Raw genomic sequence first — 26,593 nt, 5'->3', positions numbered from 1 at the left:
GACGGGCTCCGGCCTCAGCGGAGGACGGTGTGTTCGCGCAGGAGGCGGACGGCCTCGGTGACGGCGGGCCGCCGGGAGGTGCCCTCCCGCCACAGGGCGGACACCCCGCGCACCGGTACGGGCTCCAGCGGCTTGACCACCAGGGAGTCGGGCACGGCGCCCCGCCCCAGGCGGGGGACCAGGGCGATGCCCAGCCCGACCTCCACCAGAGCGAGCTGGGTCTGGAACTCGGCCACGAAGTGGGCGATGTCGGGCTCGCCGCGCACCGGGCGCAGCGTGCGGGTCAGCCAGTCGTGGCAGACGGTTCCGGGCGGCTGACAGATCCAGCGTTCCGAGGCCACGTCCCGGCGGCTCAGCACGGGGAGTTCGACGAGGGGGTGGTCGCGGGGAAGGACGACGTCGCACCGGTCCTCACCGAGCGCGGTGCGGGCCACCCCCTCGGGGACGGTCATCGGCGCGATGTCCCAGTCGTGCACGACGGCGAGGTCCACGGTTCCCTGCGCGACCATGTGCGGGGACGTGTGCGGGTCCTCCTCGACGACGCGCAGGTCGAGGTCGGGGTACCTCCGGGCCAGTTCGGCCAGGGGGCGGGGGAGCAGGCCCCGGGCGGCGGTGGCGAAGGCGGCCACGGTGAGGCGGCCCGAGGGTTGGCCGCGCCGTTCCTCGAGGGTGACCTCGGCGGTTTCCATGAGGGCGAGCATCCGGGCCGCGGTGTCCACGAGCATTCCGGCGGCGTCGGTGAGCACCACACCGCGCCCCTGACGTTCCAGGAGAGGGGTGCCGGTCTCACGTTCGAGCTTGGTGACCTGCTGGGAGACGGCGGAGGGGGTGTAGCCCAGCGCCTTGGCGGCGGCGCTGACCGAGCCGTGGACGTGGACGGCGTGCAACGCCCGGAGCCGAGACAGGTCGAGCACGGGGGCTCCTCACGGATCATCGTTAAGCAATGGTGAAACCAATCTAGTAGAAGGTTTCGCTGGTGCTAAAGCGTGGTCGGCGCCATGATCGGAGGCATGCGTCCCACCCACTCCCTGCTCGCCGTGCTGGTCGCCGCCGTGTGGGGGCTCAACTTCGTGGTGATCGAGGTCGGCCTCGACCACTTCCCGCCGCTGCTGTTCTCCGCCCTGCGGTTCGTCGTGGCCGCCCTCCCCGCGATCTTCTTCGTACGCCGCCCCGCTGTCGCGTTCGGCTGGGTCGTCCTCGTGGGCCTGGTGCTGGGAGTGGCCAAGTTCGGGCTGCTCTTCACCGGCATGGACCTCGGGATGCCCGCCGGACTGAGCTCGTTGGTCCTCCAGGTGCAGGCGGTGTTCACGGCGCTCTTCGCGGTGCTCTTCCTCCGGGAGGATCTGCGCCCGGTCCGCTACCTCGGCATGGCCGTCGCCCTGGTGGGGATCGGCCTCGCCGCCCACGACCACGGCGGATCGGGTCCGCTGACCGCGTTCCTGCTGGTCGTGGCGGCTGCCGCGTTCTGGGGGCTGTCCAACGTGATCACCCGGAGGGCGGCCCCGCCGGACGCGCTGAGCTGGATGGTCTGGGTCAGCGTGGTGCCGCCGCTACCGCTCTTCGCGCTGTCGATGCTGCTGGAGGGCCCCGAGGCCGGGCTGGCCGCCGTCCGGGAACTGGACCTGGCCGGGGCGGGGGCCATCCTCTACGTGGCCTGGGCGGCCACGGTGTTCGGCTTCGGCGCGTGGGGCTACCTGCTGCGGCGGAACGAGGCCTCGGCCGTCGCGCCGTACTCACTCCTGGTCCCGGTGTTCGGGATGGCCTCGGCGGCGGTGTTCCTCGGGGAGGCGGTCCGGCCGCTGAGCCTGGTGGCGGCCGGGCTCCTCGTGGGCGGCGTGGCGCTCACGGCCCTGGGCGGCCGGTCCGGGAGGGCGAAGGCGGTGGACGCGGGTTCCCCGCACTCGTCGGGGAACCCGGGGAACCCGCACAGGACCTAGCGCCCCGGGTGGTGGGCGGCGACCAGGAGTTCCACGTTGCGGTCCAGCGGCTCGCCGTAGTTGGCCGGGTCCGCGTACAGGTCGTTCACGGACAGCTCCCGGTACAGCGAGGCCAGCCCGTCCGCCGAGAAGTCGCCGTGGTCGACCTGGTACGGGCTGTCCGCCTCCAGGAGCGTGGTGAACAGCGACATCGTGCCGTCCGCGTTGTCCACGATCTCGATGCTGCGGGCCATCTGCGGGTGGTCGATGTGCGAGGCGGTGTTGATCTCCCAGAACCCGCGCTCGGGCGTGCCGGAGGTGTGGGCCCGCACCTTGTTGTAGTGGGTGTGCCCGTTCACCCAGGCCAGCACGTTGGGGTACCGCTTGAGCATGCGCACCAGGATGTCACCGATGTAGCGGATCTCGGCCGGGCGGCGCCGGTCCGGAAGGGGGTTGGTCATGGTGTCGCTGGTGTGGTGGCTGAACAGGACGAACAGCTCGTCACCGACCTGCTGGGTGCGGCGACGACCGAGCAGGTCGTAGTAGACCGAACTGGAGGCGCGCAGGGTCCGCTCCAGCCAGTCGTACTGCGTCTTGCCGATGGAGCCGTTGGCCAGGCCGGCGAGCGTGGTCGTGTCCATGCTGATCCCGGTGATGCCCTCGGCGATCCGGAAGCTGTAGAAGCAGTTCACCCCGTCAGCGTTGTCCTCGGTGAACCCGTGCCCGACCGGCCCGGGGCCGGTGTTGGCCTCCGCCAGGTGGGCGGCGACGAAGCCCGCCGTGTCGAAGGGTGTCCGCCGCTCGTCCGGGGTGACGGTGGAGGTCAGCGCGGCGGTGGTCACCGCGTCGGGGTCGGGGTGCTCGACCTCGTCGGGGACCGCTCCGAGCTGGTCCTCGTCGGTCATGGCCTCGGCCATCTCCGCCGTCACCCGGTCGTCCGCGAACATCAGCTTGCGGTCACCCACGTAGACGTCACCGAGGGTGCCCGCCGGAAGGGTGCCCGCAGGGGTGTTGTCGTGGTTGCCCACGGTGCAGTACCAGGGGACGTCCAGGCCGGGGCTGCTGAACTCGGCCGTGGCGGCGGCCAGGAACCCGGGCAGGTGGGGGAACCCGCCCCGTGACTTGTACCGGTCGCTCCGCTCACTCTCGGGCTGCCAGTACAGCTCGGAGCCGCAGTTCTGCACTCCCTCGAACCGGTGGGGGTCGCCGGTGTCGGGGGTGAGCGAGCCGCCGTTGAGGATCGACATCAGCCATTCGAGCTCGATCTGCTCGTGGTTGTCGGTGTTGTCGCCGGTGGTCATCATGAAGTCGAAGGGGCGTCCGGTCACCGGACCGTTCCTGAGCGAGTTCACCCGGGCGACCAGCGCCGACGCCCCGACCATGGCGAGCGCCTCCTGGGGGCGGTGGGCGCTGGAGCCGAGGATCGGGTGCGTGTACTCGAACCGTACGGGGCTCTGCACGTCGAGGATGTGCAGGTCCGTGAACTGGACGAAGGCGCTCAGGGGTACGCGGCGCTCGTCACGGCCCGACTGCGCGGGGACCAGGTCCTCTCGGACGTGCAGCGGCCAGCCCGGACCGGCGGTGAGGAGACGGTAGCCGTCTCCGACGGGGGAGGCGACCTCGGCGAAGGTGGTGCCCTCGGGGTTGGCGACCCGGTCGAGGGTCTCCCGGACGAGCCGGTCGTGGGTCGCGGCGGAGACGGGGAGGGCGGGCAGACCGAGGGCGAACCCCAGTCCTGCGGAGGCGGTGAGGAAACCGCGCCGGTTGAGGGAGGCCATGGTGGCGGCGTCCTTTCGGCCCTGCGGGGGCCTGAGGGGAGAGCGGGGCGCCGTCATTAAAGGCCGAAGTCAGTGCTGGCGGCAACGGGTGCACGGCCACGGGTACCGGACCCGGTCCGGTGGGTTTCGGGGGCCGGTGGGTACGATCATCGGTTCGGTCCCTTCCGCTTACGGGAGCGCGGGAGGGTGATCACCGAGAGTGATCACCCGTCGTCCGCCCGCGCGTCATCGGCGCGTGGCGGGCCGTTCCCCTGGGCTGTGGTGAGCCGTCACAAAGATGAGTACTTCTCATGTTTGGCCGGATGCGGTCAATCTGGGTGCGCTTCCGGCGGTGGGACTCGACGCACCCGGGCCGTTCCACCGACCTCCTCCTCCCAGAGGTTGCTGGTCCCACGGCCCGTCCCGGGACACGGCCTCGTTCGCGACCTCGCTCCCGCCACCCGAGAGGTTCAGCCGTGATCCTTCGCTCGCTAGGGTGGCCGGGGGCGGAGCCTTCCGATGGATCGCGGGCCCCTCCGCGACGGTCGTCGAGATTGCCGCCGTCGCCCACCCGGCCGGTGACGACGACTGACGGGTCACCGCGCCCTTCCTCGTGGACGGCGGGATCCGGCGCCCACGTCACCGCGCTCCAGCCGTCCGAACCCGTACCCGGAACCACAGGAGGTCGCCCATGCCACCCGTCGTCGGGATCACCGCCTACGCGGAGCGTGCCCGCTGGGGACCGGCCTGGGACCTGCCCGCGACGCTGCTGCCGCAGTACTACACGGATTCCGTGGCGGCGAGCGGCGCGGTCCCGCTGCTGCTCCCCCCGGTGGCCGGGATCGCCGGGGCGTTGGACCGGCTGGACGGCCTGCTGCTGGCCGGGGGCGGCGACATCGACCCCGACCGGTACGGCGCACCGACCGGCGAGCACACCGACGGAGTCCGGGTGGGCCGGGACGCCGCCGAGGTGGACCTGCTCTCCGGGGCGCTCGCCCGGGGCCTGCCCGTCCTCGGCGTGTGCCGGGGCATGCAGCTGCTCAACGTCGGCCGGGGCGGGACCCTCCACCAGCACCTGCCCGACCTCGTGGGGCACTCCGGACACTGTCAGCGGGTCGGCGTCTTCGACACCCACCCGGTCACCGTCGCCGAGCACTCCCGCACCGCGCGGGTTCTGGGGCGCACCCTGCTGGACGTGCCCACCTACCACCACCAGGCCGTGGCGGACCTGGGCCGGAACGTGTCCGCCACCGCCTGGGCCGAGGACGGAACGGTCGAGGCTCTGGAGTACACGGACGTGTCCGACGTGCTCGGCGTCCAGTGGCACCCGGAGATGGGGGCCGACCCCAGCCTGTTCGACTGGCTGACCGAACGCGCCGCTGAGCGCTGAGCACCCTCTCCGACCTGCGGGGGATGAACCCGTCGGTCCGCGCTGGCACACTTTGCTGGCGCCCGTGGGCCGGGACGACGGGTCCCGGCCAGGGCCGGAAACGAACGGGGAGACCATGGAGAGGACCACGTGGACGGGGCGGACCCGGGGGGTGCGGCCGTGAGCTGGCCAGCGCAGGACGGGGGACGGAACGGAGGGCACCCGCCCCAAGGGCACCCGGGCCAGTACGGGCAGCCGCAGCAGCCGTACCCCCAGCAGCCGCACCCACGGCAGCCGCAGGCTCCGTACGGGCAGCCATATCAGGGACACCCTCCGCAGCACTTCGAGCAGCAGCAACCCCGGTTTCACCACCCCCACGGACACCAGGGGCACGCCCAGCAGCAGGGCCACCAGCAGCACGTCCCGGTGGAGGGCCTGCCCCACGGATGGACGCGCGCACCGGGATGGGCGCTGCCGGGCGAGCCCGGAACCCTCACGGCGCGACCCGAGGGCGACGCGGGCACCTACCTGCGCTACCTGGTGGCGTTCAGCCCGCTCCTGGGCGTGTTCTTCCTCGTCGTCCTGGTCCTGTCGTCCATCTTCTTCGAGACGGCCAACCCGGGGAGCGGGGTGACCGGCGGCATCGTCGTCGGCGCCCTCGCCGCGCTCTGCCTGGCCGTCCTCCCCGTCGTCAAGACCCGGCGCATGCTCAACGGCACCGTCGTGGTGATCTCCCCGGCGGGTGTGGAGCTGCGCGACCACATCGGCTTCGAGGTGCGCCTGCGCTGGCGGGACGCCACGCAGGTCGGCAAGACCGTCGACCGCGTCGCCGCGGGTCCGGGCGTCGACGTCGGCGGCCAACAGGTGCAGGTCAAGGATCTGGAGTCCCGTGGCCTGGTGGGCTGGGGCGAACGCGTCATCCCCGACCAGGCCGCGCGCATGCGCACCGTCCTGGCCTCCCAGCCCCGCCACCCCGGGACCGGCGCCGAGTTGGTGGCCGTCTCCTTCCAGGCCGCCGGGTCCAGCGGGTGGGACAACCCGCTGGTCACCGAGGCCCGCCGCCACCGCCCCGACCTCTTCGGCTAGCGGTCGGTCAGCGACCCGGAACCCCGCCGGAGGACTGCGGGCGCCCCGGGCAGCCGCGACACCGGCGTCGCTGCTACTTTTTCGTGTCGTTGCGGGCTCTCGGGGCCTCAGACCACGAACGGGGCGGTGCGGGTTGGCGGGCGAACGGCGCATGGAGGGCGTCCTGGCGTGGACCGGGGCGGGAGTGGTCGCGGGGGCGCTGGCCCTGGCCGCGGTGACCCTGGCCCTGCACCCGGCGGGCCGGGACACGGGGTTGTTCGCGACCACCGGCTGGGGCTGGTTCTGGGCCTGTCTGATCGGTGCGTTCGCCCTGATGGTCTGCGTCCGCTGGCGCCGCCCGCCGTTCGACGAGGATCCGAACGCGGAGGGCGGCTGGGACCACGTGATCCTGGTGGGTGCCGGAGCGGTCGTCGTGTGCCTCGTCGCGGCCAACGGCGTGTTCCTGGGCGCTGACGCCTCCGGGCCGACCACCCTGACGCCGAGCGGGTTCCGCACCGGCCTGGTGGTCTGCGCGGTGGCGCTCGGCCTGCTGCTCCTGCTCACCTCCGTTCGGCGCCCCGCCGCCCCCCGTGTCCGTTCCCTGACCGCTCTCGGCGCGGGCGCGCTCACCGTGGTCCTGATCGGGGTTCTCACACCGGTGTTCGTCGGGCCGGGTGACGGGACCGGGGCCCGGCACACCGTCGCTGAGGAACGGCCCGACACGGCCCCGGTCCCGGACCGGGTGCGCGGGACGGGGTGGACCTGGCGTCCGGACCACGACGCCGAGATCGATCGGATCGCGGCTGGGGCCCACGGCCCCCTGGTGGTGCTCGGGGACGGTGTGGTGTCCCTGGACGGCACCGACGGCGCGGAGGTGTGGTCGTACCGGCGCCCCTCCGGTGACGCCGACGACGAGGACATCTCGCTGTGGGTCGGCTACGACCGCGCGTATCTCACGTACACGCCGGTGACGGGAGACGACACCGAGGCGGCCCCCGTCACGGAGGCGTTCGACCTGGTCACCGGGGAACGGAAGGCCGAGTACGCCATGCCCCTGGAGGGGGGCGACACCGGTCGCCTCCTGGGGTGGTCGGATGGTGTCCGCGTCCACCAGGACTGGCGGGCCCAGAGGAGGGCCGACCGGGCCCCGGGCCTGAGCGCCTGGGACGCGGTGACCGGTGAGGAACTGTGGCACCGGACGCTGGGGTCGGACGGGGACCAGTTCTGTGACGGCGGCCGACCCCGGGTGCGCCGGGACACGGTCGACTACGCGGTCGTCTGTGTGAGCGGGGACGTCGACGCCGAGGGAGGGGCGGAGATCCGTGAACTCGTCTGGCGCGGCGAGGTCCCCACGGAGTTCCGCGTGGTCTCCGTGGACCTGAGGACCGGCGAGGAGTCGTGGAGCCACGAGCGCGAGGACTGGGGGGACGTCTTCGTCCCCAGCCGATCCTGGACGGCGCGGAGGACCGGCGATTCGGGGAGGGCGATGGTCGTGGAGTCGTCGTTGGGTGCGCGGGGCCTGTTGTTGGACCTGGACTCCGGTGAGGTGCTCCTGGACTTCGCGAACGGAGCCCTGGAACAGGACGACGCCCTCTCTCCTGAGCGCGTGGTCGCGGCGGACCCCGGGGGCGTGGACGTGCTCGTCACCCGGGCCGACCAGGGGGCCGAGATCCATCGTGTCGACGCCTCGGGGGAGCGCACCGTGGTGGTCGGGGCGGGCGGGTTCCTCAAGGACGTCTTCGTCGAGGACCACGTGGCCCTGGCGGACCAGGTGCTGTTCACGGACGGAGGGCAGGACGTCGAGGGACGTGAGCCGGTCAGCGTCCTGGCCGTCTCATCGGGGGAGCGGCTGGGCACGGGGCTGGACAACAGGATCTTCCTCGGCGCTCCGGGGGAGGTACGGCAGCTCGCGGGGGTCTACGGGGCGGTCGTGGCCCTGGTGGACGAGCACGAGGGCGGCACGCGAGTGGAGGGGCTGGTTCCGTGACGCGTCGGATCCGAGTGGAGGGGCTGTGGGCGCCGCTCGCGTGGGCGGGAACCGGATCCGCCCTCGCCGGAGGTCTGCTGCTGGTCGTTCTGCTGGCGGCGGGTCCGGCGGAGTGGGCCCGGCCGGGCCCACTGCACCGGGCTCTGGGAGGCGCCGTGCTCCTGCTCGGCGCGGCCTGGGCCCTGGGCGGACGCTCACGGCGCTCCGCGAAGGACGACCCGCTCTCCGGGCCCGGTGAGGGGTCGGGTCCGGTGCGGGCGGTCGCCACACTGGTGTTCGGACTGGCCCTCGCGCTGGCCCTGCGTGAGGCGCCGGGCTCCCGGGAGGGGCGGGAGCCTCCCGTCCCCGACGTCCTGACCGACGTCGGCTGGCTCTCCCACCTGTGGTTCCTCTCGGCCGTGGCTCTGGTGGCGGGTGCCGCCGCGCTCGCGGTGACCGGCCGCCCCGAGCCTCCGGCCCCGGGCCGCCCCGAGCCTCCGGCCCCGGGCCGCCCCCGGAGCGCGGCCCCGCTGGCCGCGCTCGCACCGTTCGTCGCCCTGGCGGTGTTCGCCGTTCCCACGGTCCTCGACCGAGACCGGCTGACGCACACACTCGCCGCTCCGCTCGCGGAGGCGGAGGAGCCGGTCGCCGGGACCGAGGTGACCTGGGTGTGGGAACACCCGCAGGAGGGCGCGGTCGACGTGGAGGCCACCGCCACCGGGGTGCTGGTGCTCGGTGACGGCGGCGTGTGGGCGCTGGACAGCGGTGACGGCACCGAACGCTGGAACTTCCGGCCGGTGGGTGAGGTCCTGTGGTCGGGCGTCTCCCCGGACACGGGGCGCGTCGGGGTGCTGTACCGGGACGACAGCGGGACCGACCGGGGGCGGGCCCTGACGATCCTGGAGACCGACACCGGCGGGCTGGTCGGACACCATGGCGTCCCCGACCCCGTGGAGCGCGTGTCGCTCACCAACGCCACGTTCGTCCAGACGGGGGCGGACGGCGCGTTCACCCTCCGGGACCACGAGTCGGGGGAGGAGCAGCCGCACGCGGGCACCCCGGACGGATGCGTTCCAGTGGGGGCGCCGGTGGTCGCGGGTACCAGGATCCTGGTCCCGGACACCTGCGAGGAGGCCGGTCCGCACTGGGGAGAGAACCCGGTCCGCGTCCTGGGTGCGCGCGGTGACTGGTACGAGCGCGCCGAGCTCCCCGGTCCCGTGGAGGAACTGGCGTCGGCCCCGGACGGCTGGGCGGTGGTGGCCCACCACGGTGGCGACGAGCCCGGTGCGCTGGCCCTCCGAGGGAGGGACGGCGCGCTGATCGCCTCGGACCTGAGCGAGGACGGCACGGCGCGGGTGGACCCCGTCGACGGTGAGCGGCTGCTGTTCACCGAGTCCGGTGAGGGCGCCCGACGGGTGGAGTACCGCCTCGAACGGCCGGTGGTGGTCCCGCCGGGCGAGGGAGACCCGACCACCGAACCCGTGGCGTCCCTGGTGTTCGAGTTCGCGGACGGGCTCTCACCCGAGGAGGCCGAGCGGGCCCTGGACCCGGACGCCGTCGCGGCGGGGCCCGACCTGTTCGCCGCCGTCCACGGCGTCGAGCGCACGACGGTCGACGGCGGATCCCCGGGGCTCCACCTGCTGGTCGGCACGTGGGGTTCGGAGGGCACGGCGGTCCGGCTCGACACCGCGGCCGAGGGACTGGCTCCGGACGGATCGGCCTTCGGTGTGGCCCTGGCCCCGGGGGCGGTCGTGGTGTCCGGGCTCGCGGTGGGGGAGCGGGCCCACGTCGTCGGCGTGGGCCCCGGACCCCGGGACTGACTGGTTCGAGCGCCCTCCCACATGCGGTAAAGTTTCACCTGTTGGCGGGGCGGAGACGCACCGCCCAGCGGCCGGGACGTAGCGCAGTTTGGTAGCGCACTTGACTGGGGGTCAAGGGGTCGTGGGTTCAAATCCCGCCGTCCCGACTGGCGAAGGGCGTTCACTCAGGTGGACGCCCTTCTTCGTGTCTGGGAGCGGCCGGTGTGGGCGGCCACCAGCTCGGGCGTCCACTGGACGTACTCGACGGCGATGCCGTCGGCATGGCGGGCGTACGCGAAACGGCCGGTCGGACCGGTCGTCGGCGGGATCGTGACGACGGCTCCGGCCGCGGTCAGCTCCGCCAGGAGGGCGTCAAGGTCGGACACGACGACGGTGGCGCTCGCGTGGGCGTGGCGCTCGCGCTCCTCGGCGGGACCGGCGATCACCAGGAAGTCACCGATCGCCGCCAGTTCCACGGACTCGAAGGCCATGCGCAGGTGCGGTCGTTCTCCGGTGATCCGCTCCAGGAGGGGAAGGGCCGCCTCGGCGTCGTCGCTCCACACACGGGCGTAGGTCCTCAGGACGGTCATGGCGCTCCCTCTGCTCGGGCGTTCCCGATGGTCGTTCGCGGACGACGCTAGGGCAGTAGGGTGACGCGCGGAAGTACGCACCTTCTGTTGACTGGGGCACCGTATGGAAAGCGAACAGGTCGGCGGTTCGGTCGACCAGGGGGATGTGACACGCGCCAACTCGCTCGCGCGCAGTGTCTTCTCCGACATCGCGGACAAGTGGTCCCTGTTGGTCGTGAACGTGCTGGGCGACCGCACTCTGCGCTTCACCGAGCTGCACCGGTCGATCGAGGGCGTCAGCCACAAGATGCTGACCCAGACCCTGCGACGCCTGGAGCGGAACGGGTTGGTCGAGCGGACGGTCCACCCGGTCGTCCCGCCCCAGGTCGACTACCGGCTGACGGAGGCCGGGCGGGACCTCAGGGACACCGTCAACGGCCTGTGCGGGTGGGCGCGCCGCCACCTCGACGTGATCGAGGAGGCCCGTCGGCTCCACGGGTGAAGCGGAGGGGCGGACGCCTCGTGCGCCGCGCCCGCCCCCGGGCGCCCTGGGGAACCGGCGTTCAGCGCTGGCCCTGGCCGAGGTAGCGGCCCAGAACCTCGCTGCGGGTCGGATGTGCGGCGGCGTGGATCTCCCGGCCTGCGGCGGTGATCGCGATGGAGACGGCCCGACGGTCGGAGCCCTGCATGCGGCGGACCACCAGACCGCGTTTGTCGAGGCGGGCGACGCTACGGGACAGTCCGCTCTGGCTCAGGTACATGCGGTCGCTGAGGTCGCGCATAGGGACCTCGGCACCGCCGGACTCGGCGAGGACGTCGAGGAGGATGTCGAGGACCTCGAAGTCGGTGATGCCGATGTCGTGCCGCGCCACGAGCTCGCGGTCGATCGCGCACGAGGTCTCGTAGTAGTCCTTCAGGAGTCCGTGCCACTGGTTGATCAGGTCGGCCTCGGGAGGGGGGTCGATGCCAGCGTCGCCACCCGCACGCGTGATTTCGATGGCCTGATCCATACACAGAAGCTAGCACGGCCACCGGATGTACCACCATGCATTAGATGCTTGCGCATTAAATGCGTGTGCATGTAAGTTCGTGCATCGTGAGTACCGAAGCCGCACCCCCCAGTCCCGAAACCACACCCCACCCGCCGGGCTCTCCGTCCTCGGAGGACGAACGGCGCTGGACCCCTCGGCTGGTGATCCTGCTCGTCATCCTCAGCCTCGCCCTCTTCCTCGACATCCTGGACGCGTCGATGGTCGCCATCGCGCTTCCCTCCATCGGGGCCGAACTGGGCATGGAGACAGCCCAGCTCCAGTGGATCGTCACCGGTTACGTCCTCGGTTTCGGTGGCCTTCTGCTGCTGGGCGGGCGCGCCGGTGACCTGCTGGGACGTCGCAACGTCTTCCTCGTCTCCATGGCGGTCTTCGCCCTGGCCTCCCTGGTCGGCACGATCGCCGTCGACCCGAACCTGCTGATCGCCACCCGGTTCATCAAGGGGATCGCGGCGGCCTTCAGCGCTCCGGCGGCGCTGTCGATCATCGTCACCACCTTCGCGGAGGGAAAGCAGCGCAACCAGGCGGTGTCGATCTACACCGTGTTCGGTGCCTTCGGCTTCTCCTCCGGGATGATCTTCGGAGGGCTCCTCACCAGCCTGGGATGGCGCTGGACCTTCTTCTTCCCCGTGCCGATCGCACTCGCGGCGGTCGTCATCGGCTTCTTCCTCATCCCGCGCGTCCGCTCCACCGTCAGGAGCGGGTTCGACATCCCCGGCGCGGTCACCCTCGCCGCGGCCATGCTGCTGCTCGTCCACACCGTGGTGACGGCGCCCGAGAACGGCTGGGCCCACCCGATCACGCTGCTGTCGTTCGCCGGGGCCGCCCTGCTGTTCGCGGCCTTCGTCGTCATCGAGCAGAGGGTGCGCAACCCGCTGGTCCGGCTGGGGATCCTGCGCAACGGCGCGCTGCTGCGCGCCAACGTCGGCATGCTGACCCTGATCGGCTCCTTCGCCACGTTCCAGTTCCTGCTCACGCTCTACCTCCAGCAGGCGGTCGGGCAGTCCCCGATCCAGGTCGCCATGGCCCTGCTGCCGGTCGGTGTGCTGGTCGCGCTGAGCGTGTTCGTCGCCGGACGGATCATCGGCCGCTTCGGCACCGAAACGCTCATCACCGTGGGCCTGATGGCTCTGGCCGTCGGATACCTCCTCTTCCTCAGGATCGACACCGATCCCTCCTACCTGACCATGCTGCTGCCCACCACGCTGCTGCTGGGAGTCGGCTTCGCGCTGGCCTTCCCCTCGGTCAACGTGCAGGCCACGGCCGGAGTGGCCCCGGAGGAGCAGGGGCTCGCCGCCGGACTGGTGCAGACCTCCGGCCAGCTCGGCGCGGCGATCTTCCTGGCGATCACGACGGCGCTGATCGCCGTCGACCACGCCACCGGAGAGGGAGCCGCGCAGGTCAGCGCCGACCAGATGCTGAGCCAGTTCCAGCCCGGTCTCCACGTGGTCGTCGGAGTCGGTCTGGGCGGCGTCCTGCTCACCCTCGTCCCGAGGCTGCTCTCGCGGCGCAAGATCAAGGAGGGGGCATGAAGCGGTGCCCTTCTCGGCCTGGTGACCCTTGGCCACGCGCGATACCGTGAGCCGGTGCCTTCACCGATACCTCCCCCCTTCTCCGACTTCACTGACATCGACGCCTTCACACGGATCCCCAGGATCTCCGCGGTGGCCGCGGGGCCCGACAGTCAGGTGGTCGCCTCCCTCGACGATGTCGACGAACACGGGTCGAAACGCAGGTCGGCGCTGTGGGCACTCGATCCGGAGGGAGCGCGGCCAGCCCGGAGGCTGACGTTCTCCGCGGACGGGGAGGACGCGCCGAGGTTCGCTCCGGACGGGTCGCTGCTGTTCACCTCCCGTCGCCTGGACGACGGGTCCGCTGAGGGCACGGCGGCCGTCTGGCGCCTGCCCGCACAGGGCGAGGCGAACGTCGTCGCCCGGCTCCCCGGCGGGCTGAGCCTCTCCGGTGTCGCGAAGGACGGCTCGATCCTCGCGAAGACGAGTGTGCTCGCGGGGGCCAGCCTGGAAGACGACGCCGAACGTCGTCAGGCCCGGAAGGACGCCAAACGGAGCACCATCTGGCACACCGGCATGCCGATCCGCCGCTGGGACCACGAGCTGGGGGACGCCAGCCCCCGACTGGTGCTCGTCGCCCCTGACGGTGAGATCGGCGATCTGACCGAAGACGCCGGCACCCTGGCGCTGTCGGGTGCGTCAGCGGACCTGTCGTCGGACGGTCGGACCGTCGCGACGACCTGGACCGAACGGGTCAGGGGCGGGCAGACCCGGACCAGCGTCGTTCTGATCGACACCGAGAGCCGTGAGCGGACCACCGCGTTGGCCGCCGACGACGACCAGGAGTACGGCTCACCGCTCTTCTCTCCCGACGGCGCCCATCTCGCGGTCACGCGGATCACGATCTCCACGCCCGCCGACACCGGTTACGGCTACCTGGAGATCCACCCGCTGTCGGGCGGGAAGCCGGTGAGCGTCGACCTCGGGGACCTCACGGTCAACGAGTACGTGTGGAGCCATGACGGAACCCTGCTGGTCTCCGGTGACCTGCACTCCTCCGGGGCCGTGCTCGCCGTCGACCCGCGTACCGCGGAGGTACGGACCCTCGCGGACACCGGTGTGTTCACCTCTCTGGCCCCCGCGCCGGACGGCTCCCTGTACGCGCTGCGTTCCGACGTCGGCACACCGCCACGCCCGGTGCGGCTGGCCCCCGGTGAGTGGGCCGAACTCCCGGCTCCGGGTCGGGTCGACGGGTTGCCGGGAAGCCTGGAACGGGTGTGGACCGACGTCGACGGTGTACGGGTCGGCGGATGGCTGTGCCTGCCCCACCATGCCTCCGAGGGCGACCCGGCCCCGGTGATGCTGTGGATCCATGGCGGCCCGCACAGCTCCTTCAACGCCTGGTCCTGGCGGTGGTGTCCGTGGCTGGCCGTCGCCCGGGGCTACGCCGTGCTGATGCCTGACCCCGCCATGTCCACCGGCTACGGGAACGCGGGCCTGAACCGGGGTTGGCCCAGGCTCCCGGACGTGGTCTACGGAGAGTGTGCAGCGCTCCTGGACGAGGTGCTGGTGCGTCCGGAACTGGACGGTTCGCGCACCGCGCTGCTCGGTGCGTCCTTCGGTGGTTTCATGGTCAGCTGGATCGCGGGGCACACCGACCGCTTCTCGGCGGTCGTCACCCATGCCGGGTCGTGGGCCATGGGCCAGCAGCACCGGACCACCGACGCGGCCGCGAAGAAGATGCGTGTACACGGCCACGAGGAGGAGCAGCCCGGGTGGTACCGCGACAACTCCCCGCACCGGAGCGCGTCGCGTGTGGTCACGCCGGTGCTGATCACCCACGGGAACCGGGACTACAGGGTGCCGATCAGCGAGGCCCTGCGGATGTGGTGGGACCTGGTCTCGGCCTGGGACGGCCCTCCCGAGACCATGCCGCACCGGTTCCTGCAACTGACCGGCGAGAACCACTGGGTGCTCACGCCCTCCAACAGCCGTGTGTGGAACGAGACCGTCCTGGCCTTCTGCGACCAGCACCTCCTCGGTGCCGACCCGATCCCCGAGACCCTGCCGTGGTGACGACTCCACGGTCACAGTGAGGCGAACATCTGAGAGGACGGGACATCTTGTCGAACAGATCAACCGTAGGAAACGGGGGCGCGCCGCCATGGCGGCCCGGACCCCGTGTCGCCGCGTCGGTACTCCTCATGGCCCCCGCCCTGGCGCTCGCGGCCCCCGCGCACGCCGAGCGGGCGGACGGCTGCGTGGCTGAGGAGGGCGCGACCGTCGAGGAGGCACGGGTCGAGCAGGAGGTCCCGCAGGAGATCCTCCGCCGGTCCGGTTTCGACACCGCCGTGGACCGTTTCGAAGAGGAGCTGTGCGGGGCGACCGACCTGGACGGTGCGGGTGCGATCGTCCAGAGCCACGGGGACGCGCTCTGGAGGGACGCGGTGGAGCGCGTCCAGGCCCCCGGGGAGGTCGAGGGGGACCTGAGTGCCGAGGACGACCGGCCGCTCTACTGGGCGAGGCTCGCCATGACCTCCGCGCTCAACCGTTGGGACCCCGGCTTCGCGCTGAGCGGGGCGGAGCGCGCCGAACTCGTGGCCGAACTGGAACGGCGCTCCCGGGGCCAGAACGGCGAGGACTTCGCCGAGGTCCCCGGGGAGCCCGACGTCAGCCATGTGGTCGTCACCGGGTTCGACCCGTTCCTCCTCGACGACGACATCCGCCAGGCCAACCCCTCCGGTGCGGCGGCCCTGGCCCTCGACGGCGCGGTGCTGGAGACCGCCGACGGCGTCGCGGTGGTCAAGGCGATGCTCTACCCGGTGCGCTGGCGGGACTTCACCGACGGCATGGTCGAGCAGTCCCTCCTGCCCTTCCACACCGGTGACCAGACCGCCGACGCGATCATCACGGTCAGCCAGGGCTCGCCGGGACGGTTCGACCTCGAAGCCCACAACGGCGCCTGGCGCGGTGGGTTCGAGGACAACGAGGTGCTCGGCACGCCCGGGATCATCCCCGTTCCCGAGGGCGTCCCCACCGTCACCCCCCAACCCCAGTGGTCCGACTCCTCCCTGGACCGCACCGCCATCGCAGAGGAGACCACCGGGGCACCCTTCCCCGTGGTCGACAACACCCAGGTGACCGAGATCCCGGCGGGCGAGACCACACCGGTGGTGCGTCCGGACGGACCCACCCCGGGTTCCGAGGCGCGGTCCGGCGGCGGAGGGAACTACCTCTCCAACGAGATCGCGTACCGCAACACCCTGCTGCGGGACGCCACCGAAAGGGATGTCCCCGCAGGTCACGTCCACACCCCGGTGCTGAACCTCGGTCCCGGTGGAAACATCACCGATCCGGCCTTCGAGGAGGAGCGCGCGGCGATCGTCCAGCAGGTCGAGGACATCGTCGCGGCCTCGATCCGCTAGCGGCTGGATCGCCCTCCGGACCCGCCCGCGTGCGGCGGGCCCGGAGGGGCGCCCACTCCCGTCCGGACTCAGACGACGACCTCCTGGCAGACCTCGATGAAGGCCTGGGTCCGCCGGATCGGCGCGCGGTCGGTGAGCTGGACGATCTCGATCCCGAGCCCCTCGGGTTCGACGTCCAGCTCCCGGGTGGCGTACGGCAGGTCCTCGTAGCTGCGTTCCAGCACGGTGCGCTGGGTGAGCAGCGCGTTGCCCAGGCCGCGGGCTACCAGGGCCCGGACCATCTCGAAGCTGGTCGTGCGGAAGCGTACGTTCGGGGTGAGTCCGGCCCGGGTGAACAGGCCCAGGAAGTACTCTCCGCCGGGCGGCAGGTCGAACAGGATCAGCGGTTCGGCCGCCAGGTCGGCCAGGCCCGGCCGCTCCTTCGCGCTCACCGCCCCGCCCACGGGGGCGAGGACGTACGGGGGGTCCGACCGCAGCGGGAGCGCCGTCACCCCGGTCGTGGCGCGTACCGAGGCCAGCTTGTAGTCGTAGGTGATGGCCAGGTCGATCCGCGTGTTGAGCAGGTCGTCCAACAGCCTCTCGTGCGCGGCCTCGACGAAGGAGAGCTGGACGTGGGGGTGGCGGCGGGAGAACTCCGCGATCACCCTCGGCAGCAGGATCGGCGCGATCGTGGCGTAGCAGCCGATGGTGAGCGTGCCCTCGATCTGCTCCCGTTCCTGTCGGGCGGACTCCCGGAACTGGTCGAGCCCGGCCAGCACGTTGTCGGCGGCGGCGATCGCCCGCTGCCCCGACGTGGTGAGCCGCATCCCCTTCTGCGACCGCACGAACAGGGTGATGCCCAGGGTCGACTCCAGCTCGGCCAGGGCGGTCGAGACCGCCGACTGCGAGACGAAGAGATCCCGCGCGGCGGCGGTCACCGAACCGCGACGCGCGACGGCCGTCAGGTACTCCAGTTGTCGCAGGCTCACGTCCGACATGCCCGTCCCACTCCCGGTTATCAGTTTTTCTGATGGTGAAGTTCAGATCTATGTGTTGTACAGATCGTACTCCGCGCCCCGATACTCGTGACCCAGGCCACAGGCAGGGCGTCCCCCGGGCCCGTCCGTGCCTTGAGAACCGTCCCCAGGAGGCGAGATGACCGGTGCGACCCCGGATTCAGTGGACCGGAAGGACCTGCGGCGCAGCGTCTTCGCCGGAGCGGTGGGCGTCTTCGTCCACTGGTTCGACTGGGCCGTCTACGCGTATCTGGCCACCACGATGGCCAAGGTCTTCTTCCCCGAGCAGGACGGCACGACCGGACTGCTCTCGGTGTTCGCGGTCTTCGCCGTGGCGTTCTTCGTCCGCCCGCTCGGCTCGGTGCTGTTCGGCCACCTCGGAGACCGCTTCGGACGCAAGACCACCCTCTCGATCGTCATCATCTCGATGGCGGCGGGCACGCTCATGCTCGGGCTGCTGCCCACCTACGACTCCGTCGGCGTCCTCGCGCCGATCCTGCTCGTGGTCGCCCGCGTCATCCAGGGACTCGCGGCGGGCGGGGAGTTCGGCAGCGCCGCCGCCTTCCTCGCGGAGTTCTCGCCGCCCAAGCGGCGCGGCTTCGGGTGCTCGTGGATCGAGTTCGGCTCGGTCGGCGGCTTCCTGTGCGCGTCGTTCGCGGTGTGGGCGCTCCACGCGGCCTTCCCGGCCGAGGTCGTCCTCGACTGGGCCTGGCGGATCCCCTTCCTGCTGACGGTGCCCATGGCGGCGGTCGGCCTCTACATCCGCCTGAAGATCGAGGACACGCCCGAGTACCGCGCGCTGGAGGACATGAACAACGTCCCGAGCCAGCCGGTCGTGGAGGTGTTCCGCTCCAACGGGAAGCAGTTCCTCCAGACCGTGGGCATCGAGACCTTCATGAACTCGACCTTCTACATCGTCCTCGTGTACCTGATCACCTACCAGGAGGAGATCGTGGGGGTCCCGGCCGACCGGGCGGCCCTGCTCTCCGCCGCGGCCTCGGTGGTCGCCATGGGCGTGATCCCGCTGTCGGGCATGATCTCCGACCGGGTGGGCCGCAAGCCGGTGCTGTACACCGCCGCTGGCGCGATGATCATCGGCGCGGTGCCCCTCTTCCTGCTGATGCAGGCGAACACGTCGTGGGCGGCCTTCCTCGCCACCTTCGGGCTGGCGGTGATCCTGGCGATCATCCTCGGCACGCACGCGTCGACCGTGGCGGAGCTCTTCCCGACCCGGACCCGGCAGAGCGGACTGTCCATGGCCTACAGCGTGGCGGGCGCCTTCTTCGCGGGAACCCTGCCGTACCTGATGACCTGGCTGATCTCGCTCACGGGCAGCTCCATGGTCCCCGGCTTCACGATGATCGTGATCGGCGTCATCGGCGCCGTCACCCTGCGGACCATGCCCGAGACCAGGGGCTCCGACCTTCTGCACGAGAGCGACCGCGCGCGGGTCTGACCCGTTCCCGGCCCCGTGCCCGGGGCTCGCGCCGACGAGCCCCCCCCGTACCTCGCAACCGTCCATGGGAGTGGAGAGCAGTATGTCCGTTGAGGAGATCGAAGCCGTCGTCGTCGGAGGGGGGCAGGCCGGGATCGCGATGAGCGAGCACCTGCGCGACCGCCGGATTCCGCACGTCGTCCTCGAACGGCACCGCGTCGCGGAGCGCTGGCGTTCGGAGCGGTGGGACTCGCTGGTCACCAACGGGCCCGTCTGGCACGACCGGTTCCCCGGCATGGAGTTCGACGGCCTCGGCCCCGAGGACTTCGCCACGAAGGAACAGGTGGCGGACTACCTCACCGCCTACGCGGAGATGATCGGCGCCCCGCTGCGCTGCGGGGTCGAGGTGACCTCGGTGCGCAGGCACGAGGGCCGCCGGGGCTTTCGCGTGGAGACCTCCGGCGGCGACTACGACGCGCGTTACGTCGTGGCCGCCACCGGACCGTTCCAGCGCCCGGTGATCCCGGACATCGTCCCCGAGGGGCAGGTCCCGGCGCAGATCCACTCCAGCGGTTACCGCAACCCCGCGCAGCTGCCCGAGGGCGGCGTCCTCGTGGTCGGGGCCGGGTCGTCGGGAGTTCAGATCGCGGACGAACTCCGCGCCTCCGGACGCTCGGTGTACCTCTCCGTCGGTCCGCACGACCGTCCCCCGCGCCGGTACCGGGGACACGACTTCGTCTGGTGGCTGGGCGTGCTCGGCAAGTGGGAGGCCTCGACCCCGCCCCAGGGCGCCGAGCACGTGACGATCGCGGTCAGCGGCGCGCACGGAGGCCACACCGTGGACTTCCGTGCCCTGGCGGAGCGGGGCGTCACCCTCGTCGGCCGGACCGAGGCCCACGACGGCGGCACCGTCCGCTTCGCCCCCGACCTGCGCGACAACATCGCCGGTGGCGACGCCAACTACCTGTCGCTGCTGGACGAGGCCGACGCCTACGTCGCCCGCAACGGCCTCGACCTGCCGGAGGAGCCGGAGGCCAGGGTCCTGGGGGACCTCCCGGCCTCGGTGACCGACCCCGTCCGCGAACTCGACCTCGCCGCCGCCGGGGTCACCTCGGTCGTGTGGGCCACCGGCTTCACCGCCGACTACGGCTGGCTGCCCGCGAACGCCTGCGACGAACACGGCAGGCCCCGGCACCAGCGAGGGGTCTCCGGCGAGCCCGGCGTCTACTTCGTGGGGCTGCCCTGGCAGTCGCGCCGGGGATCGAGCTTCCTCTGGGGCGCCTGGCACGACGCGAGCTACGTGGCCGACCAGATCTCCATCCAGAGGGGATACATGGAACACAACGACGCCCACCCGCGCCTGACCCACGTCCAGAGGTGAGAGCACCCATGACCACGCACACCCGCATCCGCAAGTTCAACACCAGGGACACCTACCCCGAGCAGAACCTCGACAACGACCTCTGCCAGGCCGTCGTCGCCGGGGGAGTCGTCTACCTGCGCGGCCAGATCGGCCAGGACCTGGACACCCGCGAGTCCGTGGGCGTCGGCGACGTCCGCGCGCAGACCGAGAAGGCCATGGCCAACATCGACCTCCTCCTGCGTGAGGCGGGCAGCGGCCTCCGGGACATCGTCAAGGTGACGGTCTACCTCGTCGACCCGCGCTACCGAGAGGACGTGTACCGGGAGATGGGGCGCTGGCTCAAGGGCGTCCACCCCGTCTCCACCGGGATCGTCGTCCAGGCGCTGGCCCGGCCGGAGTGGCTGGTGGAGATCGACGCCACCGCCGTGATCTCGGGAGGCCGGGAGTGACCTTCTCCATCGCGGCACACCAGGACGGCAGGTTCGGCGTCGCGGCGGTGTCCTCCTCACCGGCGGTCGCGGCGCGCGTCGTCCACCTGCGGGACTCCGTCGGCGCCGTCGCGTCGCAGAACATCACCGACCCCCGGCTGGGCGCGGCCCTGCTGGACCGGTTGGAGGCGGGAAGAGGCCCCGAGGCGGCCCTGGAGGAGGTCGTCGGGAACACGCCGAACGCCGACTTCCGCCAGCTCACCGTGGTGGACGCCTCGGGTGCGGCGGCGACCTTCAGCGGCGGCCTCACCCTCGGCGTGCACGGTGCGGCCACCGGGCCGCACTGCGCCGCCGCCGGGAACATGCTCTCCCGCGCGGACCTCCCCGCGATCATGTGCGAGACCTTCGCCTCCGCCGGGGGAGAGCTGGAGGAGCGTCTGCTCACCGCGCTCTCGGCCGCCCTGGCCGCGGGCGGCGAGGCCGGTCCGGTGTACTCGGCGGGGCTGTCCACCGTCTCCGGCCACGGCTGGCGCGACACGGACCTCCGGGTGGACTGGCAGGAGGAGCCGGTCCAGGCGCTGGGCCGACTGCTCGACGTCTGGCTGCCCCAGCGCGACGACTACGTCCAGCGCGGCCTGGACCCGGCCGCCTCACCCGGATACGGGGTGCCCGGCGATGACCGCTGAGACGCACCGCCCGCCCGATGTCTCCGATCAGCTCGCGCGGCTGATCGCCTACTCCGAGGCGCTGCACGCGCACCCGGAGACCGCCTGGCGGGAACACCGCGCCGCCGCGTGGACGGCCGAACTGCTCGACGAGTTCGGCTTCGAGGTGACCCCCTCCTACCTCGGCTTCCCCACGGCGGTACACGCCTCCTACGGATCGGGAAGCCGCCGGGTCGGGCTGGTCGTGGAGTACGACGCGCTGCCCGGCCTCGGCCACGCGTGCGGGCACAACCTCATCGCCGCGATGTCGGCGGGCGCCGCGATCGCCCTCCGGCCGTGGGCGGACCAGCTCGACCTCACGGTCGAGGTGGTCGGCGCCCCGGCCGAGGAGGGTGGCGGGGGCAAGGTCGAGCTGCTGGACGCGGGCGCCTTCCACGGACTGGACCTGGCGCTCATGGCCCATCCGGGGCCGGTGGACGCGCCCCGGGCCGAGCCGTACGCGGTCGCCCACGACCACGTCCGGTTCACGGGGCGGACCGCCCACGCCGCCGCCTACCCGCACGAGGGCCGTAACGCCAACGACGCGTTCGTCATCTCCCAGGTCGCCCTGGGGCTGCTGCGGCAGCAGCTGCCGCCCGCCACCCGGGTCCACGGCATCCAGACGGTCGGTGGCGAGGCGCCCAACGCCATCCCCGGTGTCACGGAGGGCCGCTGGTACACCCGGGCCCGGACCCTGGCCGAGCTGGAGCCGCTGCGGGCACGGGTGGAGCGGTGCTTCGAGGCGGGGGCGCTGGCGACCGACACCGAGCTGGAGTTCACGTCCGAGTCCCAGCCCTACTCCGAGTTCCGCACGGACGAACGCGCCCTGGAGATCTACACGCGCCACGCCCTGGCGATCGGCCGCAGGTTCGACGCTCCGGTGGAACACCAGACGATGAACCGCGCCTCGACCGACATGGGCAACGTCTCCCAGCACGTGCCCGCCATCCACCCCTACATCGGCCTGGACTGCTTCCCGGTCAGCAACCACCAGCCGGAGTTCGCCGCCGTGTGCGTGGGGGAGGCCGCCAACCGGGTCATCGGGGACGGCGCCACGCTGCTCGCGCGGACCGCCCACGAGTACTTCTCCTAGACACGGGCCGCCCCGGCGCGGGGCGGACCGTCAGTAGCGGGCCACCCCGGGCTTCCACAGGGTGGCCCGCTCCACCACGTACACCTCCAGGTTGCCGACGCTCGCGCCGCACGCGCCGTGCCGCTCGGTGGCGACCAGGGCCGAGGCGATCAGCTCCGCGCGGTGCCGTTCCTCGGGCTCGGTGTCGCCCACCGGGATCACCTGGCGCACGTGGTGGCAGCGCGACCGGCCGTCGCCGTGCACCAGGCCCACCACGTACGTGCGCTTCCAGCGACGCAGGGCGGCCTGGCGCGGGATCTCGTACAGGTAGCGGCAGCGCACCCGGACGCCGCCGGGCAGGTCGGCCTCGGCCTGGTAGGTGATCGACCACCAGTTCTCGGCCACGGGCACGACCGTCGCGCGCATGGCGCGCGCCCACGCCTCCAGGGTCGACCGGTCCTCGACCACGATGACGGCGGCGTCGCTCACGACGCCCCCTCGCACTGGTCGGGGATCTGACATGGGGTCACTCTAGGTATCCAGGTGGGTTCGAAGGGTACAGTTTGTGCCCCTCGTGTCGGGGCCGTGCGCTCCGCTCATCCCAGCAGCCCGATCCGTTCGGCCAGGCCCCCCGCCCCGTCGCGGCGCCGGGGATCGCGCGACTCCAGTTCCTCCAACACCATGCGGCGGGCGAACCCGTTGTACCGGACGGTCTCCGGAGCCGCCGCGTGCGCCGCCGCCAATACCCGCAGAGCCTCGTCCCGCTGCCCGGCCAGGTGGTGGGCGCGGGCCTGCTCGATCCGGTGCCGGGCCCCGCGCGGCCGCGACGGGATCGCCTCCGCCGGGGCCCGACCCGCCTGGCGGACCGCCTCGTGCCCGCTGCGCAGCTCCACCGCCACGGTCACCGCGTGCGCCGCGATCACCGGCCGGGAGAACGAGGTCATCGGGTGGTAGTAGGAGGCGGGCAGCCGCTCGGCGGCCTTCCGGGCGGTGTCCCAGTGCCGCCAGGCCGTCCCCGCCTGTCCGCGCCGCGCCGCCGTGTACCCCGCCTCGAACCGCAGCGCGCCCCACACCGCGAGCACGTCACGGTCGCCGTCGGGCAGGTGGCGCACCAGGTGGCGGCTGGCGTCCTCGGTCACCGCGTCCGCCGCCTCCCAGTCACCCGCGTCCCGGTGCGCCTGCGCCAGCAGCCAGGCCGCCACACCCAGGGCGTGCGGGTCCTCCGCCTCCTGGGCGGCGACCATGCCGCGTTCGGCCACCCGCCACAGGAGGCTCTGCGCGGGCTGGTAAGCGATGAAGAACTGCGCCAGCGAGCACACCTCCGACAGCACCGACCGCGCCGCGCGCCGGGCGGTGGCGTCCTCGGCCCGCCGGACCGCCCGCTGGGCGTCCTCGAAGAGCGCGGGGAGCAGCCGCCCCACCACGTCGCGGTGGTGGGGCGCCGAGTGCCGGGCCCGCCAGGCCGCCGCCAGCCGGGCGCGCAGCCGCTCCACGGTGGGAGCGGGCCGGTCGTCGCCCAGCGTCAGGGCGTTGACCGACGCGCGGACACGCGGCAGCAGTGTGTGCCCCGGTCCGGTGAACAGCTCCACGGGTACGGACTGCTCTCCGGTGAGTTCGGCCAGGTCGCGGATGCGCAGCGCCTCCACCAGGCGCAGCAGGATCGGGAGTTTGGGGGTGCCCAGCCGCCCGGTCTCCACGGCCTTGACCCACGACGCCGAACGACCCACGAGACCACCCAGCACCTCCCTGGTCAGGCCTCTCCTGGTGCGGTTCAGCTTGAGACGGGTACCGAAGGGGATCTCGACCTCGTACGGGTCCGGGGTGCCGTCCACGGGCATCGGGTCGTCCTTCCCTGGGGGAGTCGCGGAGACCAGGCTACGAGCCGGTTCCCGACCCCAGGGCGGAAACCGGGCCACCTCCCCCGGTCGGGCCCCGTCCACCGCGTATGGCCCGGTCGGGCCCCCTCCGAACTGGGACGACGCCGCTCAGTTGCGTGTGCTGACGGAGGGAAGGGGAGCCACCTGGGGTCCGCCGGGGCTGCGCAGACGCTCGAAGACGAGGTCGAAGGTGAACCCCGCGGTGAACCCCACCGGCACCACGAAGAACAGCAGGCGCCGAGCGTCCAGCTCCACCAGCAGCTCCGGGACGGTCAGCAGCTGGGCCGCCACGTACAGCAGGACCGAGACCGCCCCAGCGCCGAGTCCGCGCGCGCAGGCGCGCAGCGCGGAGGGGGTCCGACCGAACGAGTCCCTGATCAGCGCACCCGACACGGCCGCGCACATCGGACCGGCCAACAACAGGGACAGACTGGTCGGGTCGGTCGGCCCGGGGCCTCCGGCCAGCACGATCGACGCCAGCGCGGCCAGCAGCAGCAGGATCGCGGAGACCAACCCGGCCGACTCACGCCAGCGACCCCACCGCCGGGCCCGCTCCTCGCGGCGGCGGCTCTCGGCCCGACGCTCCATCTGGCGGCGCAGCACCTCCGCCATCCGTCGGGCCGATCCGGACGACCACGACTCGCCCAGGGCGCGCACGTCCTCGCGGTCCACGTGGTCACCGGATCCGTCCAGGTACACCCACACCTGCCGTGCCGCCCCGCCGAACACCGCCAGCGGCACCACGGGGACGCCGTGGGCCAGCGCGACGACCCCGGTGACCCGGGTGGACCGACCGCCCCCGGCCAGTACGATCCCGTCCACCTCGAACAGCGTCCGGTAGTACGGCACCTCCCACTCCGCGCCGGTGTCGCGGACCGTGGTCACACGCACCCGCGACCCCTCGGGCAGGTCGGGCGCGTAGTCCTGGTGCCGGGGCGGATGGGCGATGATCTGGGAGTCGGGCGCGGAGGCCGCCGCGTACCCGCGCGCGACCAGCGTCTCGACGTAGTGCTCGTCGTCGGCGAAGACCACGAGGTCGTACCCGGCCAGGGCCAGTTCACGGCCGAGCTCGTGGCAGGCCTCGCGCACCTGGTCGGTGGCGCTCAGGGGCGGTTCGTACTCGCGGGAGGCGTCGACGCTGCCGACCACGGCGATCCGCGGCCGTCTCGCTGGGGCTGGTGCCTGCTTCACGGGGCCTCCGTCACGGTGCGGGGAGGGTCGGTCGGGTGGTCCTCCACGGAGGGCCGGTCCTGGGGGAGGAGGGCGCGCAGCGCCGTCGCCGCGTCGGGGTCACCGGCGGTCTCGGAGACGGCCCGGGCGAGCCAGGCGAGGGCGTGGGAGTCGGGGTGCTGGGCCCGCAGGTGGGACACGAGGCGGTCGTGGCGCTCGGCGGCGGGAACGGTGACCCGCCAGTACAGGGGGTTGAGGGCCCGGTCCCGGCGGAGCTCCCCGAGCCTGCGCAGGAACGCCGCCCAACAGGCGGGATCGTCCAACGCGGGGACCGTGAGCAGCACACGGACGGCCCGCTCACCGACCGACCCGCGCGGGTCCTGATCCTCGGGCCCGTCGGGCCCCTCGGGCGGAGCGGCCTCCTCCAGACAGGGAGGAGGTCCGTCCGGGTCTCCTCCCGCCCTCCGGGCCACCGCGTCCCAGGCGGGGACCGCCTCCCGGGCGACGGCCTCGGGCAGGGGCGGAAGCGCGGCGGCCGAGGAGCGGGCCACCAGCGCGCCGATCCGGTAACACAGGGCCCGGTAGGCGGCCGGGTCCGTGAGCATCAGCTCCAGGACCCCGGCGTCCGCGTGCCCGGGGACGCCCACCCAGTCCAGCCGCTGGCGCTCCCGCACCACGCGGGGGAGCGGTCCGCTGAGTGGCTGCCACACCAGCGGCAGGATGTGGTGGGGCGGGGCGCCGTCGTTCCGGAAACGTCGGATCCGCTCCTCCACGATCCACCACTCCCGGGCGCACCAGGCGCTGTTGAGGTGGGTCTCGCTCAGCAGGACCACCAGGGTGCGGGTGGTGGCGCAGTGCCGGAGCAGTTCGGAGCGCCAGCCGCCGCCCGGTTCCAGGGTCGGCCCGGTCGCGCCGAAGGCGTGGTCGTCGGTGTGCAGCCGGACCATGCCCTCCAGGTCCGCGTGGAAGCGCAGCACGTGTTCCCGGTCGGCCCTGCGACCGCCGTAGCTCGTGAAGAAGGCGCTGGTCCCGCCCGCCCCGGTGCCCTCCGTCCCGGCCGTCTCCACCCCCGTCACCTCCACTCGGACCCCCTGCTCCCCGCCGGTCCCGTCCCGTCACCGGT

General features: G+C 72.4%; 23 protein-coding genes and 1 tRNA gene. 15 read left to right on the top strand and 9 right to left on the bottom strand.

What is annotated here, in order from left to right; genetic code table 11:
* Window positions 1–14 precede the first annotated feature (14 nt).
* The gene (locus AC0VYM_RS19725) at window positions 15–914 is read right to left on the bottom strand and encodes a LysR family transcriptional regulator (protein ID WP_475454326.1); all 900 of its coding nucleotides are present in this window, start codon (window positions 912–914) and stop codon (window positions 15–17) included.
* A 96-nt stretch (window positions 915–1,010) separates the two neighbouring features.
* On the opposite strand from AC0VYM_RS19725, the gene AC0VYM_RS19720 reads away from it, so the two are divergent.
* Window positions 1,011–1,937: an EamA family transporter gene (locus AC0VYM_RS19720; RefSeq protein ID WP_475454324.1), complete on the top strand. Its 927-nt coding sequence runs from the start codon at window positions 1,011–1,013 to the stop codon at window positions 1,935–1,937.
* Here AC0VYM_RS19720 and AC0VYM_RS19715 read toward each other — a convergent pair.
* Window positions 1,934–3,694: a TIGR03767 family metallophosphoesterase gene (locus tag AC0VYM_RS19715; RefSeq protein ID WP_475454322.1), complete on the bottom strand. Its 1,761-nt coding sequence runs from the start codon at window positions 3,692–3,694 to the stop codon at window positions 1,934–1,936. The two genes, AC0VYM_RS19720 and AC0VYM_RS19715, sit on opposite strands and share 4 nt — an antisense overlap.
* A gap of 670 nt (window positions 3,695–4,364) precedes the next feature.
* Between AC0VYM_RS19715 and AC0VYM_RS19710 the strand changes: the two genes are divergently transcribed.
* From AC0VYM_RS19710 to AC0VYM_RS19690, 5 genes are all read left to right on the top strand, one after another.
* Window positions 4,365–5,063, top strand: coding sequence for a gamma-glutamyl-gamma-aminobutyrate hydrolase family protein (locus AC0VYM_RS19710; protein WP_475454320.1), 699 nt, complete (start codon window positions 4,365–4,367; stop codon window positions 5,061–5,063).
* A 405-nt stretch (window positions 5,064–5,468) separates the two neighbouring features.
* Window positions 5,469–6,128: a hypothetical protein gene (locus tag AC0VYM_RS19705; RefSeq protein ID WP_475454318.1), complete on the top strand. Its 660-nt coding sequence runs from the start codon at window positions 5,469–5,471 to the stop codon at window positions 6,126–6,128.
* 133 nt (window positions 6,129–6,261) lie between these two features.
* Window positions 6,262–8,094, top strand: coding sequence for a hypothetical protein (locus AC0VYM_RS19700; protein ID WP_475454316.1), 1,833 nt, complete (start codon window positions 6,262–6,264; stop codon window positions 8,092–8,094).
* On the top strand, window positions 8,091–9,893 hold the full coding sequence (locus AC0VYM_RS19695; protein WP_475463306.1) for a hypothetical protein: 1,803 nt from the start codon (window positions 8,091–8,093) through the stop codon (window positions 9,891–9,893). The genes AC0VYM_RS19700 and AC0VYM_RS19695 overlap by 4 nt, the downstream gene beginning before the upstream one ends.
* 72 nt (window positions 9,894–9,965) lie before the next feature.
* A tRNA-Pro gene (locus tag AC0VYM_RS19690) sits at window positions 9,966–10,039 on the top strand.
* Window positions 10,040–10,057: 18 nt separating this feature from the next.
* Here the strand turns inward: AC0VYM_RS19690 and AC0VYM_RS19685 are convergent.
* Entirely contained in the window at window positions 10,058–10,462 is a 405-nt protein-coding gene (locus AC0VYM_RS19685; protein WP_475454314.1) for a VOC family protein, read from the bottom strand.
* Between the two features lie 103 nt (window positions 10,463–10,565).
* On the opposite strand from AC0VYM_RS19685, the gene AC0VYM_RS19680 reads away from it, so the two are divergent.
* Window positions 10,566–10,943: a winged helix-turn-helix transcriptional regulator gene (locus tag AC0VYM_RS19680; protein ID WP_475454312.1), complete on the top strand. Its 378-nt coding sequence runs from the start codon at window positions 10,566–10,568 to the stop codon at window positions 10,941–10,943.
* 61 nt (window positions 10,944–11,004) lie between these two features.
* Here AC0VYM_RS19680 and AC0VYM_RS19675 read toward each other — a convergent pair whose 3' ends face one another.
* Entirely contained in the window at window positions 11,005–11,451 is a 447-nt protein-coding gene (locus AC0VYM_RS19675) for a MarR family winged helix-turn-helix transcriptional regulator (protein WP_475454310.1), read from the bottom strand.
* 86 nt (window positions 11,452–11,537) lie between these two features.
* On the opposite strand from AC0VYM_RS19675, the gene AC0VYM_RS19670 reads away from it, so the two are divergent.
* The 3 genes from AC0VYM_RS19670 (at window position 11,538) to AC0VYM_RS19660 (ending at window position 16,426) form a co-directional block, all read left to right on the top strand.
* Entirely contained in the window at window positions 11,538–13,022 is a 1,485-nt protein-coding gene (locus tag AC0VYM_RS19670) for an MFS transporter (protein WP_475454308.1), read from the top strand.
* Window positions 13,023–13,076: 54 nt separating this feature from the next.
* Complete coding sequence (locus AC0VYM_RS19665) at window positions 13,077–15,077, top strand: S9 family peptidase (RefSeq protein WP_475454306.1); 2,001 nt, start codon at window positions 13,077–13,079, stop codon at window positions 15,075–15,077.
* Window positions 15,078–15,205: 128 nt separating this feature from the next.
* Window positions 15,206–16,426, top strand: coding sequence for a pyroglutamyl peptidase (locus AC0VYM_RS19660; RefSeq protein ID WP_475454304.1), 1,221 nt, complete (start codon window positions 15,206–15,208; stop codon window positions 16,424–16,426).
* 68 nt (window positions 16,427–16,494) lie between these two features.
* Here the strand turns inward: AC0VYM_RS19660 and AC0VYM_RS19655 are convergent, their stop codons facing one another.
* Window positions 16,495–17,403 carry a LysR substrate-binding domain-containing protein gene (locus tag AC0VYM_RS19655; protein ID WP_475454302.1) on the bottom strand — a complete coding sequence of 303 codons (909 nt, stop codon included), beginning with the start codon at window positions 17,401–17,403 and terminating at the stop codon, window positions 16,495–16,497.
* A 157-nt stretch (window positions 17,404–17,560) separates the two neighbouring features.
* On the opposite strand from AC0VYM_RS19655, the gene AC0VYM_RS19650 reads away from it, so the two are divergent.
* The 5 genes from AC0VYM_RS19650 (at window position 17,561) to AC0VYM_RS19630 (ending at window position 22,444) form a co-directional block, all read left to right on the top strand.
* Window positions 17,561–18,877, top strand: a complete 1,317-nt coding sequence (locus AC0VYM_RS19650) for an MFS transporter (RefSeq protein ID WP_475454300.1) — start codon at window positions 17,561–17,563, stop codon at window positions 18,875–18,877.
* 82 nt (window positions 18,878–18,959) lie between these two features.
* Window positions 18,960–20,237 (top strand): flavin-containing monooxygenase, encoded by a 1,278-nt coding sequence (locus AC0VYM_RS19645; protein WP_475454298.1) that lies wholly within the window; start codon window positions 18,960–18,962, stop codon window positions 20,235–20,237.
* An 8-nt stretch (window positions 20,238–20,245) separates the two neighbouring features.
* The gene (locus tag AC0VYM_RS19640) at window positions 20,246–20,668 is read left to right on the top strand and encodes a RidA family protein (RefSeq protein ID WP_475454296.1); all 423 of its coding nucleotides are present in this window, start codon (window positions 20,246–20,248) and stop codon (window positions 20,666–20,668) included.
* Window positions 20,665–21,333, top strand: coding sequence for a DUF1028 domain-containing protein (locus tag AC0VYM_RS19635; RefSeq protein ID WP_475454294.1), 669 nt, complete (start codon window positions 20,665–20,667; stop codon window positions 21,331–21,333). Before AC0VYM_RS19640 ends, AC0VYM_RS19635 begins: the two co-directional genes overlap by 4 nt.
* Window positions 21,323–22,444 (top strand): M20 family metallopeptidase, encoded by a 1,122-nt coding sequence (locus tag AC0VYM_RS19630; RefSeq protein WP_475454292.1) that lies wholly within the window; start codon window positions 21,323–21,325, stop codon window positions 22,442–22,444. Before AC0VYM_RS19635 ends, AC0VYM_RS19630 begins: the two co-directional genes overlap by 11 nt.
* A gap of 30 nt (window positions 22,445–22,474) precedes the next feature.
* On the opposite strand, the gene AC0VYM_RS19625 is transcribed toward AC0VYM_RS19630, so the two are convergent.
* The 4 genes from AC0VYM_RS19625 to AC0VYM_RS19610 form a co-directional block, all read right to left on the bottom strand.
* Window positions 22,475–22,912, bottom strand: a complete 438-nt coding sequence (locus AC0VYM_RS19625; protein ID WP_475454290.1) for a hypothetical protein — start codon at window positions 22,910–22,912, stop codon at window positions 22,475–22,477.
* Between the two features lie 107 nt (window positions 22,913–23,019).
* Window positions 23,020–24,261, bottom strand: coding sequence for a helix-turn-helix domain-containing protein (locus AC0VYM_RS19620; protein ID WP_475454288.1), 1,242 nt, complete (start codon window positions 24,259–24,261; stop codon window positions 23,020–23,022).
* 147 nt (window positions 24,262–24,408) lie between these two features.
* Entirely contained in the window at window positions 24,409–25,491 is a 1,083-nt protein-coding gene (locus tag AC0VYM_RS19615) for an LOG family protein (RefSeq protein ID WP_475454286.1), read from the bottom strand.
* Window positions 25,488–26,552 (bottom strand): TIR domain-containing protein, encoded by a 1,065-nt coding sequence (locus AC0VYM_RS19610; RefSeq protein ID WP_475454284.1) that lies wholly within the window; start codon window positions 26,550–26,552, stop codon window positions 25,488–25,490. Before AC0VYM_RS19610 ends, AC0VYM_RS19615 begins: the two co-directional genes overlap by 4 nt.
* Between the last annotated feature and the right edge of the window lie 41 nt (window positions 26,553–26,593).

The sequence above is a fragment of the Nocardiopsis sp. iso_237 genome (assembly GCF_056173345.1).
Note: the sequence above shows the minus strand (reverse complement) of the source record. Positions and strands in the feature narration are given on the sequence as shown.